The 15439-nt window shown below is 67.5% G+C and carries 15 protein-coding genes; 10 read left to right on the top strand and 5 right to left on the bottom strand.

All coding sequences use genetic code 11. The features are described 5' to 3' along the window. Nucleotides 1–4: 4 nt before the first annotated feature. A complete protein-coding gene (locus tag ACTHJR_RS01345; protein ID WP_440521251.1) occupies nt 5–1471 on the top strand; it encodes an amidohydrolase in 1467 nt (488 codons plus the stop codon). Here the strand turns inward: ACTHJR_RS01345 and ACTHJR_RS01340 are convergent, their stop codons facing one another. Further along, nucleotides 1472–2035 carry a DUF2939 domain-containing protein gene (locus ACTHJR_RS01340; RefSeq protein WP_440521249.1) on the bottom strand — a complete coding sequence of 188 codons (564 nt, stop codon included), beginning with the start codon at nt 2033–2035 and terminating at the stop codon, nt 1472–1474. A gap of 310 nt (nt 2036–2345) precedes the next feature. Between ACTHJR_RS01340 and ftsZ the strand changes: the two genes are divergently transcribed. The 3 genes from ftsZ (at nt 2346) to ACTHJR_RS01325 (ending at nt 7379) form a co-directional block, all read left to right on the top strand. Beyond that, entirely contained in the window at nt 2346–3929 is a 1584-nt protein-coding gene (gene ftsZ / locus ACTHJR_RS01335) for a cell division protein FtsZ (RefSeq protein WP_440521248.1), read from the top strand. A gap of 200 nt (nt 3930–4129) precedes the next feature. Beyond that, entirely contained in the window at nt 4130–6787 is a 2658-nt protein-coding gene (locus tag ACTHJR_RS01330; RefSeq protein WP_440521246.1) for a PAS domain-containing sensor histidine kinase, read from the top strand. Then, the gene (locus tag ACTHJR_RS01325) at nt 6762–7379 is read left to right on the top strand and encodes a response regulator transcription factor (RefSeq protein ID WP_440521245.1); all 618 of its coding nucleotides are present in this window, start codon (nt 6762–6764) and stop codon (nt 7377–7379) included. The genes ACTHJR_RS01330 and ACTHJR_RS01325 overlap by 26 nt, the downstream gene beginning before the upstream one ends. 109 nt (nt 7380–7488) lie before the next feature. On the opposite strand, the gene ACTHJR_RS01320 is transcribed toward ACTHJR_RS01325, so the two are convergent. Continuing rightward, nucleotides 7489–7815, bottom strand: coding sequence for a hypothetical protein (locus tag ACTHJR_RS01320; protein WP_440521244.1), 327 nt, complete (start codon nt 7813–7815; stop codon nt 7489–7491). 527 nt (nt 7816–8342) lie between these two features. Between ACTHJR_RS01320 and ACTHJR_RS01315 the strand changes: the two genes are divergently transcribed. The 5 genes from ACTHJR_RS01315 to ACTHJR_RS01295 all read left to right on the top strand — a co-directional run bounded on the left by ACTHJR_RS01315 (nt 8343) and on the right by ACTHJR_RS01295 (nt 11974). Then, nucleotides 8343–8939: a sigma-70 family RNA polymerase sigma factor gene (locus tag ACTHJR_RS01315; RefSeq protein WP_440521243.1), complete on the top strand. Its 597-nt coding sequence runs from the start codon at nt 8343–8345 to the stop codon at nt 8937–8939. 11 nt (nt 8940–8950) lie between these two features. Next, nucleotides 8951–9592, top strand: a complete 642-nt coding sequence (locus tag ACTHJR_RS01310; protein WP_440521242.1) for a zf-HC2 domain-containing protein — start codon at nt 8951–8953, stop codon at nt 9590–9592. Next, nucleotides 9589–10851, top strand: coding sequence for a S8 family peptidase (locus tag ACTHJR_RS01305; RefSeq protein WP_440521241.1), 1263 nt, complete (start codon nt 9589–9591; stop codon nt 10849–10851). The genes ACTHJR_RS01310 and ACTHJR_RS01305 overlap by 4 nt, the downstream gene beginning before the upstream one ends. Continuing rightward, complete coding sequence (locus ACTHJR_RS01300) at nt 10802–11557, top strand: TorF family putative porin (RefSeq protein WP_440521240.1); 756 nt, start codon at nt 10802–10804, stop codon at nt 11555–11557. The genes ACTHJR_RS01305 and ACTHJR_RS01300 overlap by 50 nt, the downstream gene beginning before the upstream one ends. 66 nt (nt 11558–11623) lie before the next feature. Further along, entirely contained in the window at nt 11624–11974 is a 351-nt protein-coding gene (locus ACTHJR_RS01295; protein WP_440521239.1) for a cupredoxin domain-containing protein, read from the top strand. A gap of 9 nt (nt 11975–11983) precedes the next feature. Here the strand turns inward: ACTHJR_RS01295 and ACTHJR_RS01290 are convergent, their stop codons facing one another. The 3 genes from ACTHJR_RS01290 to ACTHJR_RS01280 all read right to left on the bottom strand — a co-directional run bounded on the left by ACTHJR_RS01290 (nt 11984) and on the right by ACTHJR_RS01280 (nt 14383). Then, nucleotides 11984–12676, bottom strand: a complete 693-nt coding sequence (locus ACTHJR_RS01290) for a TylF/MycF/NovP-related O-methyltransferase (RefSeq protein ID WP_440521238.1) — start codon at nt 12674–12676, stop codon at nt 11984–11986. Then, nucleotides 12673–14034: an O-antigen ligase family protein gene (locus ACTHJR_RS01285; protein ID WP_440521237.1), complete on the bottom strand. Its 1362-nt coding sequence runs from the start codon at nt 14032–14034 to the stop codon at nt 12673–12675. The genes ACTHJR_RS01290 and ACTHJR_RS01285 overlap by 4 nt, the downstream gene beginning before the upstream one ends. A gap of 82 nt (nt 14035–14116) precedes the next feature. Next, nucleotides 14117–14383, bottom strand: a complete 267-nt coding sequence (locus tag ACTHJR_RS01280) for a hypothetical protein (RefSeq protein WP_440521236.1) — start codon at nt 14381–14383, stop codon at nt 14117–14119. Nucleotides 14384–14577: 194 nt separating this feature from the next. Between ACTHJR_RS01280 and ACTHJR_RS01275 the strand changes: the two genes are divergently transcribed. Beyond that, on the top strand, nt 14578–15255 hold the full coding sequence (locus tag ACTHJR_RS01275) for a class I SAM-dependent methyltransferase (RefSeq protein WP_440521235.1): 678 nt from the start codon (nt 14578–14580) through the stop codon (nt 15253–15255). Nucleotides 15256–15439: the final 184 nt, after the last annotated feature.

Raw genomic sequence — 15439 nt, 5'->3', positions numbered from 1 at the left:
GACGATGATCCGCAGCCTGCTTCTCGCCACCGCGCTGGCCGCCCCTGGCGTTGCCCATGCCCAGGCCGTGCCCGAAGCGCAGCGCAAGGCGATCCTGAGCGATGTCGACGGCCGCGCGCCGGCATTGGCGACGACCGCCAGGGCGATCTGGGACTATGCCGAGGTCGGGTTTCAGGAAACCAGGAGCTCGGGCCTGCTGCAAAGCGAGCTCAAGAAGGCAGGGTTCGTGGTCAGCGCGGGCGTCGCCGGCATGCCGACCGCGTTCGTCGCGAGCTTTCGCAACGGCAAGGGCCCGGTGATCGCGGTGCTCGCCGAGTTCGACGCGCTGCCTGGCCTCGCGCAGGAAGCGAGGCCCGAGCGCGCGCCGATCGCCGGCAAGCCGGCGGGGCATGGCTGCGGCCACAACATCTTCGGCGCGGCGTCGATCACCGCGGCGATGGCGGTCAAGGACTGGATGGTCGCCAACAAGATCCAAGGCGAGATCCGCGTCTATGGCACACCGGCCGAGGAAGGCGGGTCGGGCAAAGTCTATATGGTCCGCGCCGGTCTGTTCGACGATGTCGACGCGGTGCTGCATTGGCATCCCGCGGACCAGAACGGCGTCGCGGTCGGCAAGAGCCAGTCCAACATCTCGGGCAAGTTCCGCTTCTACGGCCTGGCCGCGCATGCTTCCGCCGCGCCCGACAAGGGCCGTTCCGCGCTCGACGGCGTCGAGGTCATGGATGTCGCGGTCAATTTCCTACGCGAGCACGTGCCGATCGGTACGCGCATCCATTACATCGTCACCAATGGCGGCCAGGCGCCCAACGTCGTGCCCGACTTCGCGGAAAGCTATTATTACGTCCGCAATACCGATCCGGCGATCGTGCGATCGGTGATGGAACGCGTGCAGAAAGCCGCTGACGGCGCGGCGCTGGCGACGGGCACGACGGTCAAATTCGAGGCGACCGGCGGCGTCTATTCGATGCTCGCGAGCAAGACGCTGGCGACGGTGATGCAGCGCAGCCTGCAAACAGTGGGGGGCGAGAAATGGTCGCCCGAGGAAACGCAGTGGGCGACGGCGCTGCAAAAGACGCTGCCGACGCAAAAGGCGCTGGAGAGCGTCTACACGATCGACCCGATCTGGACCGGCGACAGCGGCGGTTCGACCGACGTGTCGGACATCAGCTGGGTCGTGCCGACGATCGGCATGAACGCGGCGACCTGGGTACCGGGCACGCCGGCGCACAGCTGGCAGGCGGTGGCGGCGTCGGGAAACAGCATCGGCGCCAAGGGTGGTGTCGTCGCCGCCAAGACCATCGCGCTCACCGCCGCGGAATTGTTCGACAGCCCGCAAGTGCTCGCCGAAGCCAGGAAGGAATTGCTCGCGGCGCGCGGTGCGGACTTCAAGTACAAGGCGCTGCTCGGCGATCGCGCCCCGGCGCTCGACTATCGCAAGCCCGCGAGCGGCGGCGGCACCGGCGCGGACTGATCAGCCCGAGGATGGACCCGAAGCGTCGGGGCCGGCCAATGTGCTTTGCGGGATGTCGACACGAACGAGCCGCCATCCGAACAGGCCCTTGCGGTCGAATATCAGACTGGCGGCCTGTTCGTGGTCGTCGTGCCGCCGCAGCGTGACGCGAAAACGATCGAGAGCGACATAGCCATAGTCATAGTCGATCCTCGACGGCGCGGCGCCGCCGCTATCGGCATGGCCCATCCTGCCGAGGGCGACAAGGGTCGCTATGCCGCGTGGCGTGACTGCGCTGTCGACCATGCGATTGAGTATCGACGGCATGAGCATCACGCCCAGCCCGGCGAGCGGGTTGCCGCGCATCGCCGGGTCGCGCTCCATTCGCGCGGTCACCGCCGCGGCGAGCTGCGGTTTGAGGCCGGCGCGCACGGCCGCGAAGTCGACTGACGCCGCCAGCTTTTCGACATCGCCTCGCTTTGCCACAGCGACGAAGTCGCGCACGGCGAGGTAAGGCGAAGCCAGATAGGCCAGCGCGAACAGCGCCAGGATCGCGCCCGTTCCAACGATCCACCCTCTGCGCATCCGGGACCCTCCAGCTCGATCCTCAACGTGACGAGCGACGATCGGTTCATCTGATCGGCCCGGGCAAGCAATAAAATAGTCTGCGCCGGACGGAGATGAAGGAGGAGCGAATAAAGAGCAAGCAATCCGAGCGATGGTCATGAACAGCGCACTAGGTGATTCCACGGTATCGTGACGGTTCGGAGACGGTCCTTCCAAGATCGTCACGAGAGCGATGCGTATTTCTACGATAGTAGATTCCCCCTGTGGCCCGACTCGGATGGTTAACGCGATACGTCTCGACATGTTGAAGCGAGTCGAGGACAGGGACATGAGCTTTATGGGTCACATCGAGGCGATGACGCCACGCAGCGCCGTTTTCGGCGTCGGGGGCGCGGGCGGCAACGGCGTCGCCGATCTGGTCGGCGAGGAGTTGCCGAACGTCGAACTGATCGCCGCCAATACCGATGCCCAAGCCTTGCGCGGACTGGGGGTCGGGACCCAGTTGCAGCTTGGCCGGCTGGCGACCCAAGGGCTCGGCGCGGGGGCTTGGCCCGAAGTCGGGCGGGCGGCGGCGCAGGAAGTGGTCGCGGATATCGACGCCGCGCTCAAGGATGTCGACTTCTGCTTCATCGCTGCGGGTATGGGCGGCGGCACGGGGACGGGGGCCGCGCCGATCTTCGCCGAATGCGCGAAGAAGCGCGGTATTCCGACCGTCGCCGTGGTCACCCGCCCGTTCGAGTTCGAGGGCGCGCGCCGCGCCGCCCGGGCCGATCAGGGGATCGCCTTGCTCGAGCCCCTGGTCGACGCGATCATCGTCGTGCCCAACCAGCGCCTGCTCGGCATCGGCGACCTCGACATGACCTTCCGCTCGGCGATGACCGCATCGAACGGCGTGCTGGCCGACGCGGTCGGCGGGATCGCGCATCTGCTCGTGACACCTGGTCTCAAGCAGATCGGTTTCGCCGAGATGCGCAACATCATCCATGGCATGGGCCGCGCGGTGATCGGATTCGGCGAGGGCGCCGGCGGACCGGATCGCGCGGTCATCGCCGCCGAGAATGCGATGGCCTGTCCGCTGATCGACGACGAGATCGCCGGTGCCGGCAAGCTGATGATATCGATCAGCGGCGGCAGCGACATGTCGCTGATGGAACTCGACGCGATCGTCGAAGCGATCGCGGCGCGGGCGGCACCCGACGTCGAATTGGCGTGGGGGGCGTCGGTGTCCGACGCGCTCGACGGCGTGGTCCGCGTCGCGCTGATCGCGCAGGGCCACCGACCGGCCGCGCAGCCGCTGGCGGCGACCGCCGCGGCCACCTCGGTACCTGACTCGGCCTTCGCAGCGGCGGCCGCCGCCGTTGCCTCCGCCGCGGTCCGCCCCGCTGTCCGGCCGGCGCCCGTCCTGACGGAGCCTGTCATGACGTCACCGGTGGCCGTGGCGGCGAAGCCCGTCGCGATGCCGGATGTGTTGGTCGCCGAACGCCCTGTTGCCGTGCCCCTGGCGTCAGCGGCCGACGCGACGCCCGCCTTTATCGCCGCGCCCAAGCCGGCCGCCGAGCCGCGCGTCGAACGCTCGGCCGACCTGACCGACGCGCTCGTGGAGCCGTTCCCGGACGAACTAACATTGCTTGACCTGCTCGACCGCCTTCCCGCAGCGGCGGCGCAGGTCGCGCGAGCGACGAAAGCGGTCGACGCCGTCGGAAACGATTCGGCGATGGCGATCAACCTGCAGGGTTGCTCGATGGACGAATTGTGGCTGGGCGACTTCGAACTCGAGGACCCGCGCCGTCTCAGCCTTGCCGAGAAGGCCGGCCACGCGGTGACCGCGCTGTTGCAGGCGATCGCGTTGCGGCTCGGCTTCGGACGGCACCAGCGGATCGGCTATCGTGGCCGCGCGCCGATTGCCGCTTGACCCCATTATATATCCAAAACGGCCCCTTTTTCCCGTGGCCCAGACACATTGTTGCATGTTATCAACTATTTCCGTCGACGTTTCGTGGCGGATGGATATATCGTGTCTGGCCGTCGCGATGGGCGGCAAGGATGGGGAAAGATGCCTGGTAAATGCGCCTAGGGAAGAGCGCATCGAGGCGTGATACGATTGCCTTGGCGTTGGCAGCGATTGCCGCGTTGGCCGGATTCGTGTCGTTCATGGGCTGGGTATTGAAGATACCCGATCTCGCGTCGTTCGGCGTCAGTTACGCTCCCGCTTGGCCATTGACGCTTATCGGCCATCTGCTGCTGGCCTTCGCCATGGCGGCGGCGATCCTCGAATGGCGCGGCGCGACGCCGGTGGCGCTCGCCGTGCTGGCGCTCACCGTGCTGGCGATCGTCGAGAGTCGGCTGGGGAGCCGGCTGGGAATCGAGCGGATATTGTTTCCCGATCAGATCGCGGCTTCGGGCGCGGCCCATCCCGGCCGTCCGGGGTCCAATACGATCCTCGCCTTCCTGCTGCTCGGTACCACCATCCCGCTCGCGCAGCGGCACCGCCTGCTGTTCGATCGTGCCGGCAACATTCTGGCGGCGTTGGCCATTTGCCTGGGTCTCTATTCCGCGATCGCCTTGTTCTGGATCGGCTATGCGACGCCGCCGAGCCAGTTCTTCATCACCACCTTGCCGGCAAGCGTCGCGACCTTGGCGACCGCCAGCGCGTTCCTGTGGTGGAAGCACGAAACGGGCTGGTCCGGGCTGCTCTCGGCCGATCGCATCGGCCAGCCGCTGCGCTGGCTGATTTTGCCCATCCTGTTCGTGCTGCCGGCGATTCCGTTCGTGCTCGAACAATGGACGATCAGGACCGGCGCGGCACCGGTCGCCGGCGCGGGCTTGATCGCGATCCTGGCCAACATGGCGATCATGGGCACGATCCTGTTGTTCGTCTCGGATCGCCTGGCGCGCCAGCGGACCGCGATCGGCGACCTGAGCGATGCACTCGACAGCGCACCGATCGCGCTGGTCCGGCCCGACGGTACTATCCTCCATTGGACGCGCGGCTGCACCGAGCTCTACGGCTGGTCGGCGGAGGAGGCGGTAGGGCGCGACAAGCACGACCTGCTGCGCTCGCGACGGGTCGAGGGATATCAGGCGGAGGGCGACGGCGATCCTCTGGCCGATCAGGAGGAGGCCGAATTCGTCGAACGGCGTCGCGACGGCACCGAGTTGCACGTCGTCGAATACCGCCGATCGCTGCATCGCCCCGGGCGCGACGACGTGATCGCGCTCAAGATGCTCGACATCACCACGCGCGTCGCTGCCGAGGAGGAATTGCGCGTCAGCGAAAACCGCTTGGCGATCGCCGCCGAGGTCAACGACATCGGCGTGTTCGAATGGGATGTCGCGAGCGGCAGGATGAGCTGGTCGCCGGGGTCGGAACAGCGGCTGGGATTGCGCCAGGGGACGCTGGACAGTTTCGATGCATGGCGTGCGCATGTCGATCCGGCGGACGTCACCGACGTGCTCGCCTCGGTCGACCGTGCCGTCGCCGATCGTCAGGATCGGTTCGCATTCCAATATCACTTCGTCGCCAAGGCAGGGCCACCTCGTCTGCTGGAGGGGACCTCGCGATGTCTGTACGACGACGAAGGCAACCTCGTCCGCACCATCGGCTCGATCGTCGACGTGACGCAGCGCAGTCGGCGTGAGGCGGAAATGCGGCTCGAGTCGATCATGGAGACGGTACCGGACGCGACCGTCGTCATCGACGAGCGCGGTATCATCAAGAATTTCAGTCCGGCCGCCGAAGCGATGTTCGGCTATGCCGCTGCGGCGACGATCGGGCGCAACGTCAAGATGCTGATGCCGGGCGCCTATGCCGCGCATCACGACGAAGCGATCGGCGCCTATTTGCGGACCGGCGAGCGCAAGGTCATCGGCAAGACCCGCGAGTTGACCGCGCGCCGCGCCGACGGCCGCCTGTTCCCGATCGAGCTCAACGTCGGCGAAGCAAGGATCGGCGACGAGCGCATCTTCACCGGCATCATCCGCGACGTGTCGCCGCGCCTGCTCGAGGAACAGCGGCTGTCCGAGCTCAGTGCCGAACTGGCGCACGTCTCTCGCCAGCGGGCGATGAGCGAACTGGCCGCCGATCTCGCGCACGAGCTGAACCAGCCGCTCAGCGCGACGGCCAATTTCATCGCGGCGACGCGGATGCTGATCGAACAGGGCGCCGGCGGCGAGCGCGTGGTCGAATTGTTGCGGATGGCCGAAGAGCAGACGCAACGGTCGGGCGACATCATCCGGCGTCTGCGCGACTTCCTGGCCAAGCGCGACATCGAGATGCGCCCCGAATCGCTCGAACATGTCGTGGAGGAGGCCGTCGCGCTGGTCCTGTTCGGCGGCAGCCGTAACGAGATCGAGGTCAGCTACGATCTCGATCGCGAGCTCGATACGATCTTCGCCGACCGCGTCCAGATCCAGCAAGTGCTGGTCAATCTGTTGCGCAACGCGGTCGAGGCGCTGCGCTCGGCGCCGCCGGGAAGTCCGCGCCGCATCGCGATCACGTCGCGCAGTGGCGACGACGATATGGTCGAGCTGGCGATCCACGACAGCGGTCCGGGCATTCCGGAGGAATTGAGCGAGCGGCTCTATGCGCGCTTCTCGACCACCAAATCGGGCGCCGCGATGGGTGTCGGCCTGTCGATCTCGCGCCGTATCGTCGAAGCGCATGGCGGCAATCTGACCGCCGAAAACGGGCCGGACGGTGGGGCGGTGTTCCGCTTCACCCTGCCGGTATTCAAGGAGCTGGAAGATGATCCGGAACATCTACCTGGTTGACGACGACGACGCGGTGCGGGCGTCGCTGCACGGCTTGTTGTCGTTGCGCTCCGACGTCGCGGTGCGCAATTTCCGGTCGGGCGACCAGTTCATGGAGCGGGCGGCCGAGCTCGAGCCGGGCGTGCTGCTGCTAGATTTCCATATGCCCGGCAAGAATGGCCTCGAGGTGTTGCAGGAACTCGGGCCGCAATCGCCCGCGCGCTTCCTCGTCATCATGCTGACCGGCGAAGGCAATATCGACATCGCGGTGCGCGCGATGAAGGCCGGCGCCTTCGATTTCCTGGAAAAGCCTTACAAGCCCGAGGCGCTGCTCGAGACGATCGACAACGCCTTTGCGCGGATGGAACACGCCAGCGCGGGATCGGCGCAGGTGGAAACCGCGCGCGCCCGTGTCGAGGCGTTATCACCCAGGGAGCGCGACGTGCTGACCGGCTTGATCGAAGGGCGGTCGAACAAGATCATCGCCTACGACCTATCGATCAGTCCGCGCACGGTGGAAATCTATCGCGCCAATTTGATGACCAAGATGGGCGTGCGCAGCTTGTCGGAGGCGCTTCGCGTCGCGTTCGCGGCCGGTCTCATTCCAGCTTAAGGGCAGTACGGCTCCAACCCGATTTCGACGCGTGGAATCACGCGCTTGCGTGGCGAACACGCCGGACGACAAACCTGGAGCGGTTGGTCCGAAGCAATCGGATCTCGTTCTAGGAATCACGCCACCGCGCCAGGGCCTCGACGACGTGGCGGGTCGCGCCGGTCCGGGGCAGGCGTAACGGACGATCCTCGGGCGCGCTCGGTGATTCATCGAGTACGATGACCTGCAACCATGCCTGCGCTTCGCATGCGCCAAGTCCCACGCCGCCGTCGTCGGTGATCAGCACGCCGTTGGCGATCGTGGCCCCCGGCAAGCCGCCGGGTATCTGCTCGGGGCCGAGCGTGACGACGTTCATGCCGAGCATCGTCAACCGCGCGGTCAAGGCACTGCGCAGGTCGTTTTCGGAAATCAGCAGGACGACGAGATCCAGGGGCAAGGGGCAACGTCCGGATAGAATGGGGCCGCCACAGGCTAACCGCGCACAAACTGACTGTCGGCTCGGTAAACCTACGTAGCGGCACTGGTATGACAGCATAATCGCGGTCGGCGGGTTACCGTCACCGTACCGCCCTCCTAGGTATTTAACCGCGCTTCCGAGCGCGTGAAAAATGGTCCAGACCGCGATTATCGACATCGACCTGGCAGGCGACGGCCGCGACTCCCTCGTGCCGTTCTGCCGTGCCACGGTCCTGTTCGTCATGCGCGGTGCTGACCGGAATCGGCGTCGCAATGGCGGGGTGGGGGGGCGTTCGGCGCGTATTTGCCGGACGATCCGGTGCGGGGGCGCCCACTGTCCGGGCGGCCCCCGCACCGCTGCCCGTCCCGGATGCGCATCGACGGAGCCCTATCGGTGTCCCGTCATCTCCCGTACCATCGTGGCGACGCTTCCGACGGCCGTCGGGGTCGCCTTGAACTATTCGACAACCGGTTCGCACATACGAGGCATGGCGGGCATGGCGTGCGATGGACAGTGACATCAGATTGATAGCGAAGGAACGGACTCGCGGCAGCGCGGCGGAGATCGAGATGGCGCTGCTCGCGCGCATCATCCAGGCTGATCGCGGCGCTTTCGAGGATCTGTACCGTCTCTACCATCCGCGGCTGACGCGGTTCCTGCTCAACCTCATCCGTCGCCCGACGCTGGTCGAGGAAGTGCTGAACGACACGATGATGGTGGTGTGGGATCGCGCCGACAGCTTCAACGGCGCGAGCAAGCTGTCGACCTGGATCTTCGCCATCGCGTACCGCAAGGCGATGAAAGGGCTGAAGCGCCAGGACGAGGCGATCGAAGACAAGGATTCGGAGAACCGGGTCAGCGAGGATGCCGGGCCGGAGGAGGAATCGAGCCGCCACCGCATCAACGCGTTGCTGATGCGCGCGATGGACGAATTGTCGCCCGCGCATCGCGCGGTGGTCGACCTGACATATTTTCACGAACTGGGGTATCGTGAGATCGCGAAGATCCTCGAATGCCCGGTCGATACCGTGAAGACTCGCATGTTTCATGCCCGCCGCCACCTCAGGCGTCGCCTGGCGGGGCAGTTGGCAGACTGGATTTAGGACGATTTTCGATGGCTGAGATCATTCGGCTGCGCGGCAGCCCGCACGAACAGGCCCAGCAATTGCTGCCCTGGTATATCAACGGCACACTCGAACCCGACGAGAAAGCGCTGGTCGACGCGCATCTGACCGAGTGCGCCGATTGCCGCGCCGAGCTCGCGTCCGAGCAAGTGCTGGCGCGCGATGTCGCGGCGTTGCCGATCGACGTCGAGCACGCCTGGACGGCGCTGAGCGACCGGATCGACGCCGCGGGCCCGCCGCGCCGGCTGGCCGAGCCGGTGCCGTTCCTGCGGCGCAAGGTCGCGATGGGCTGGGCGCTCGGCGGTCCGTTCGCGGCCGCCGCGGCGGTCGCGTTCGCCGTCGCCATCCTGCCGGGCGCGCCGTCGCCGGCGGGTCCGACCTATCGCGCGCTGGGATCGGCGCCGACCGCAGCGCCAGGGAATGCGCTGGTCATGTTCAAGCCCGACGCCCGGGACGGCGACCTGCGTGCGGCGCTGACCAACGCCGGTGCGCGCATCGTCGACGGCCCGACCGCGAGCGGCGCCTATGTCGTGCGGATCGCGCCTGAACGCCGCGTCCAGGCGCTTGCCGGTCTGCGCGCGATACCGCAGGTATCCCTGGCCGAGCCGATCGACCCCGGGTCGCAGCCATGACCTGGCGCGGCTGGTTCCGGCTCTGCCTGGCCTTGTGCGGCATCGCTGCGCTGGCCGCGGTCGAGCCCGCCTATACCCAGCAGCCGAGCGCAACCGATGCCGATCGCCAGATATTGGTGATGCTCAAGATGGCTCCGCCGCATTTTCGCCCCGGCGGCAGCTATGGCGGCAATTATGGCGACACTACCGCGGTGGCGGCGCGGCGGCGGCTGGCGGCGGGGATCGCCCGGCGCAACGGGCTCACCTTGATCGACGGCTGGCCGATGCCGCTGATCGGGGTCGATTGCTATGTCATGCGGGTGCCCGACGGCATGGCGCTCGACGCCGCGATCGCGCAGGTCTCCAAGGAACCCGGAGTCGCCTGGTCGCAGCCGCTGCAAGTCTATCAGGCGCGCGGCTCGCCGGGCGGCACCGTCCTCAACGACCCGCTCTTTCGTGCCGAGCCCGCCGCCGCTTCCTGGCGGCTCGCCGATCTCCACCGCATCGCCACCGGCCGCGGCATTTCCGTCGCCATCATCGACAGCAAGATCGACGTCGCGCATCCCGATCTCGCCGGCCAATTCGTCGCCGATCTCGATTTCGTCGCCAATCCCGATTCCAATCGTCGCGCCACCGCCGCCGAGGCGCACGGCACCGGAGTCGCCGGGATCGTCGCCGCCAAGGCGGGCAATGGCATCGGCATCGCCGGCATCGCGCCCGACGCGCGGATGATGGCCCTGCGCGCGTGTTGGCAGACCGCCGCCGGTCCGACGCTGTGCAACAGCCTCAGCCTGGCGCGCGCGCTCCAATATGCGATCGAGCACAAAGCGGAAGTGGTCAACCTGAGCCTGGCCGGGCCGGCCGATCCGTTGCTCGCGCGACTGGTCGCCATCGCGGTCGCCCGCAACATCTCGGTGGTGGCGGCCTTCGATCCGTCGCTACCGCAGGGCGGTTTCCCCGCCTGCTTGCCCGGCGTTATTGCCGTCGCCGACGAATCTTTGCAGTCCCTGCCCGCGCGCGTGTACGGTGCGCCCGGTCGCGACGTGCCGACGACACAACCGGGGGGTAAATGGTACCTGGTCAATGGCAGTTCCTATGCGGTCGCGCATGTCAGCGGGCTGATCGCGCTCGTTCGTCAATCCGATGGGCGCGCGGCGAAAGTCGCGCTGACGCGCTTGTCGGGCGGCGCGATCGACGCTTGCGCGACCCTGCTCCGGACGTCGCCCAGTTGTGATTGCTCGTGCGCGATCGGCCGCCGCGTCGCGGGGGGACGGCGCTAGCGCCCGGCGCGCCGGCGCGCTGGCGGCGCTGATCCTGTCGGGGATCGTCGCTACGCCGGCCTCGGCCCAGGTCAGCGGCAGCATCGATATCGAAAGCGACTATCGCCTGCGCGGCTATTCGCTGAGCGCCGGCCGCCCGGTCGCGACCGCCCAGATCGGCTATGACGACGATTCCGGCGTGTATCTCAACCTGTCGGCGACCGGCATGCTCGGTCGCGACGATCCTTTGTTCCTCGGCGTGCAAGGCAATATCGGCTATGCGCGCCGGCTGAGCGGCAAGCTGTCGATCGATGGCGGCCTGTTGCGCAGCCAGTATCGCGCGCCGGACCGAACCACCCGGTCGCACGATTACACCGAAGTCTATCTCGGGCTGGTCGCCGATCCCTTCTCCGCGCGGATCTATTATTCGCCCGATTATTACCGGTCCGACGTCTCGACCCTGTACGGCGAGATCGAAGCGACGGTCCGGCCGGCCAAGGACTGGCGGATCAACGGCCATCTCGGTTCGCTGGTCTATCTATCGACCCCGACGCAATATTTCCCCGGCCGCCAGACGCGCTACGACTGGCGGATCGGCGTGTCGCGCCGCCTGGGCAATTTCGATCTCCACGCCGCGTTGTCGGGGGGCGGGCCGGGCAGGGAATATTATGCCGGCAGTCTTCACGACAAGACCGCGCTGACCGCGGGCGTGAGCTGGAGTTTCTGACGACCCTGAACCTTTCGCGGCCCCGCTGGCATCAACCCGATGAACCAGCAGAAAGGCTCGAGGTCGATGGGTGTTCGCACGACGATGGTGTTCGGGATGGCGCGGATCGCCGTCGCGGTCGGTGGGTTGGCATTGGCGACGGCGGCATCGTCCGAGGGCGCGCCCAAGCAATATACCGTCGCCATGGCGAACATGAATTACGGCGCGTTGCCGGGCGCGGCGAAGGTCGGCGACACGATCGTCTGGGTCAACAAGGACAGCGTTCCCCACACCGTGACCGCGCGCGACCACAGCTTCGACCTGCGCGTGGCGCCGGGGCAGAGCGGCAGGATGACGCTTCAAAAGGCGGGGAACTTCCCGTTTTACTGCATCTTCCACGCGATGATGCGCGGCACGCTCAAGGTCGCGGCCAAATAGGGCCGTCGTTCAGCCCTGACTGACGACCATGACCTGTCCCCAGGGCAATTCGATGACGGCGTCGGGACGATCGGCGAAGAACGCTCCGAATACCTCGCGGACCTGGCGATCTTCATAATCGTCGCCGATCAGGATCGCGCCGGGCAACAGCCGGGGATGGAAGAAAGCGAGTGCGGCGCGCGTCGCCCCCGGCAGATCGAGGTCGAGATGGACGAAGCCGAAGCGCTCGCTGGCGACCGCGGCGGCGGTATCGGGGAAGACGCCGGCATGGACATGCACGCCGGGATAAGGCGCCAGTAAGGCTTCGACCCTCGCACGGGCGCCATGCACCGCGCCGAAATGCTCGCGGACCAGCGTTTCGCCCGCGCTGGGATCTTGCGTGGCGCCGGCCTGGAGCGTCTCGAACACGTCGAACAGATGCAGCGGCGCATCGCCCTTGGCGTGGCAGATCAGCCGCGCGCTACCGCCCCGGAACACCCCCGCCTCGGCCATCGCGCCGCCCCGCCGCCGAGCGGCGCGAACCGCGATCAGGATCTGCAGCGCGGCGGCATCGCTCAACAGCATCGGCACGCGGCGCCGAGTTTCGCGGATCGCTGTCAGGTCGCTTTCCCAGCCCGCGCCGAGCGGCGCCACCACCGCGCCCCGCGTTGCTACGATCGTGCGCAGCATCCGTCCCGGCAAACCGCGCCAGGTCCGTATCATGGCTTGGCCGGTAAACGCGCCGCGCGCAGCATCAATATCGCGGCGATCGCGAACCAGGTGCCGAGCAGCGGCGTGCGCAGCGGATAGTCGACCAGGCTCGACAGCATCAGGATGCTGGTAATGCCGATCGCGGCGATGCCGAGCGTTCGGCGCGTCACCGACTCCCGGGTGCGGACCACCACGACCGCCGTGCGCGCCCACCACCACAGGAACAGCGCGAGCAACAGCAAGGCCGGCACGCCGCCCTCGATCGCGAGCTGCAGCGGTTCGTCATGCGCCTGGTTCATATAGATGGTCGACAGCAAGGCGTCGGGCTCGAATCGGCGATAGACGTCGTTGAACGCGCCGAAGCCGGCGCCTAGCGGCAGGAAGGCACGCGCCGTGTCGAGTAGCGGGCGCAGCATCGCGGCGCGGCTTTCGCTGGCGGGGTCGGTGTTCATCAGGCGGTCGATCGCCCCGCTGCGCGCGGCAGCGGCGGCCGTCGCGCCGGTCGCCGCGACCAGTGCCGCCGCACCGGCGGCCCAATGTCGACGATGGACGGGGACCAGGCGCTGTCCGGTCGCCGCATAAGCCCACAGCGCGGTCGCGCCCCCGACCGCGAGCAGGATCAGCCCCATCCGCGATCCCGTCGACACCGCGGCGAACAGCAACAAGGCCGCGGTGATCAGTGCCGTGCCCGCGACGACGCGCGGCCGGCCGCCGGCGCGCCGCCATAGTCCCGCGAGCGCGCCGATCAGCGGCAAGGCGCAAGCGATCAACGCCGCCTGGTGATTGCGATTGGCGAACAGGCCGACCGGCGCGTTCTCGCTACTCCCGCGATAGAAATGGAGCGCGTCGCCGCCGCTGGCCAGCTGGACGAGACCGAGCAATGCGCTGACCAGGGCGAGCGCGGCCAGACCCCAGGCGAGCCGAAGCCGTGACCGGCCGTCGCAATAGAGCGCGGCGATCGTCGCGGCGGTGGCCGGTAGCAACGCGGCAAGCGTGTTGAGCGTGAGATCGGGTGTCAGGCTGAGCGGCCGCCAGCCCGTCGTGCCGCTGGCCTCGGCGATCCGGGCATAGATGCCGTGCCCCGGAAGCGCGGCCCACAAAGCCGGCGGCAGGGGCACCAACTGGGCCAGGACGAGCGCATAGACGGCCGCGATCATCACCAGCAGCCGTTTCTGCAGGCGCAGCGTCTCGATCTCGAGCGGCCAGAGTGTCGCCGAGATCGCGGCAACGCCGGCCAGCCGCGCGATCATCTGCTGGTCTTCGTCGTAACGTGAGGCGCCGCCTGCCACGGCGAGTATCGCCAGCAGAGTGGCGAGCACGATCAGCCGATAGGGCTGGCCGTAGCGGCGCGCGATCGAATGCGTGGCCAAATCCAGTCCCCCGAAAGCAGAAATAGCGGCATCCGCGCCGCTATTTCCGTGCCCAAAGCCGGCGATCGACCGGCGTGGGGGCTCAGGAACTGGCCGGCTTGCTGTCGCTGCTGTTGTGCCCCAGCGCGACCGCGGCAACGACGACCACCGCGATCGCGGCGGCGGCATAGAGGAAACCCGCACCGCCCCCGCGCATCCGATTGCCGTCCTTCGCCTTGGCGCCGGCGCGGACATTTTTGTTAGCGAGCGACAGTTTCGCCGCCGGGTTGGCGGGGGAAGCGGCGGCGATGGTCGGAACGGCGATCAGCGACAGGGCCGCAGTGGCGGCGACGACGTTGCTCAGGCGCATTGATGCACACCCCTTTTCAGCACGATTCGCCCAATGCGAACCGAGCGTCAGTGCCTTCGGAGGCCTGCCCGGTTCAGTGACGACGCCGAAAAATCGCGCGTTGAACCCCCCAGATCGCGCCGGGAACAGAGGGTCGACAACAGGGGTGAAACATTGCCTTCCATCAGCAATCCGTCGTTCGAGGGCACGGCCGCATGCCGGCATTGAGCGCACGCGACGGCTATCGGCGATGGGCGCCTCATTATGCCCGCGAGACCGCGATCAGCCTGCTCGAGGATCAGCTCGTCAAGCCGATGACCCCGCCGCTCGGCGGCAAGCGCCTGCTCGATGTCGGGTGCGGCACCGGGCGTCGCCTGATCGACTGTGGCGCGGCGGAGGCGGTGGGGATCGACCTCAGCCCCGAAATGCTCGACGCCGGGATCGGTCGCGGCGCAGTGGCGCCCGGCGTTCGCGCGATGGTCGGCGACGTCCGCCATCTGCCGTTCCCCGATCGCCACTTCGACCTGGTCTGGTGCCGGCTGGTGCTCGGTCATCTGCCCGAGATCGATTGCGCCTATGCCGAGCTCGCGCGGGTCACCGCGCCGGGCGGCATGATCATCGTCAGCGACTTCCATGCCGAGGCGCATGCCGCCGGGCACCGCCGCACCTTCCGCGATGCCGATGGCGTGCATGAGGTCGAGCATCACGTCCACGATTTGTCCGCGCATGCCGGTGCGGCGCGCGCCGCCGGGCTGGTCCCGGTCGCGACGCGCGAGGCGGTGATCGGCCCGGCGGTCGAGCCGCTCTATGCGGCCGCCGGGCGAGGGGCGCTCTATCGCGAGCATCTCGACCTGCCGGTGGTACTCGCGCTCGCTTTTCGGCGAGAGGGGTGATGCGCATGCTCGTCAATGCTCGGAACCGCGCGGTCGGCATCGAGGGCGGTCGCTGCGTCGCGCCCGAAGGGGCGGTCGACATTGTGCTCGATTGCCCGCAGGCGGAATTACGTCCCGGGCTGATCAACGCGCACGACCATCTCCACCGTAACCATTATGGGCGGCTCGGGCAGCCGGTCTATCG

Origin of the sequence: Sphingomonas sp. (genome assembly GCF_051962185.1) — a bacterium.
Classification (GTDB): Bacteria; Pseudomonadota; Alphaproteobacteria; order Sphingomonadales; family Sphingomonadaceae; genus Sphingomonas.
This window is presented reverse-complemented; position numbering and strand designations above follow the sequence as displayed.

What these genes read in the sequence shown, in the direction of transcription:
- ACTHJR_RS01345 (WP_440521251.1), top strand. Translation starts at nt 5, where the DNA reads ATGATCCGCAGCCTGCTTCTCGCCACCGCGCTGGCCGCCCCTGGCGTT.
- ACTHJR_RS01340 (WP_440521249.1), bottom strand. Translation starts at nt 2,035, where the DNA reads ATGCGCAGAGGGTGGATCGTTGGAACGGGCGCGATCCTGGCGCTGTTC.
- ftsZ (WP_440521248.1), top strand. Translation starts at nt 2,346, where the DNA reads ATGAGCTTTATGGGTCACATCGAGGCGATGACGCCACGCAGCGCCGTT.
- ACTHJR_RS01325 (WP_440521245.1), top strand. Translation starts at nt 6,762, where the DNA reads ATGATCCGGAACATCTACCTGGTTGACGACGACGACGCGGTGCGGGCG.
- ACTHJR_RS01315 (WP_440521243.1), top strand. Translation starts at nt 8,343, where the DNA reads ATGGACAGTGACATCAGATTGATAGCGAAGGAACGGACTCGCGGCAGC.
- ACTHJR_RS01310 (WP_440521242.1), top strand. Translation starts at nt 8,951, where the DNA reads ATGGCTGAGATCATTCGGCTGCGCGGCAGCCCGCACGAACAGGCCCAG.
- ACTHJR_RS01305 (WP_440521241.1), top strand. Translation starts at nt 9,589, where the DNA reads ATGACCTGGCGCGGCTGGTTCCGGCTCTGCCTGGCCTTGTGCGGCATC.
- ACTHJR_RS01295 (WP_440521239.1), top strand. Translation starts at nt 11,624, where the DNA reads ATGGGTGTTCGCACGACGATGGTGTTCGGGATGGCGCGGATCGCCGTC.
- ACTHJR_RS01290 (WP_440521238.1), bottom strand. Translation starts at nt 12,676, where the DNA reads ATGATACGGACCTGGCGCGGTTTGCCGGGACGGATGCTGCGCACGATC.
- ACTHJR_RS01280 (WP_440521236.1), bottom strand. Translation starts at nt 14,383, where the DNA reads ATGCGCCTGAGCAACGTCGTCGCCGCCACTGCGGCCCTGTCGCTGATC.
- ACTHJR_RS01275 (WP_440521235.1), top strand. Translation starts at nt 14,578, where the DNA reads ATGCCGGCATTGAGCGCACGCGACGGCTATCGGCGATGGGCGCCTCAT.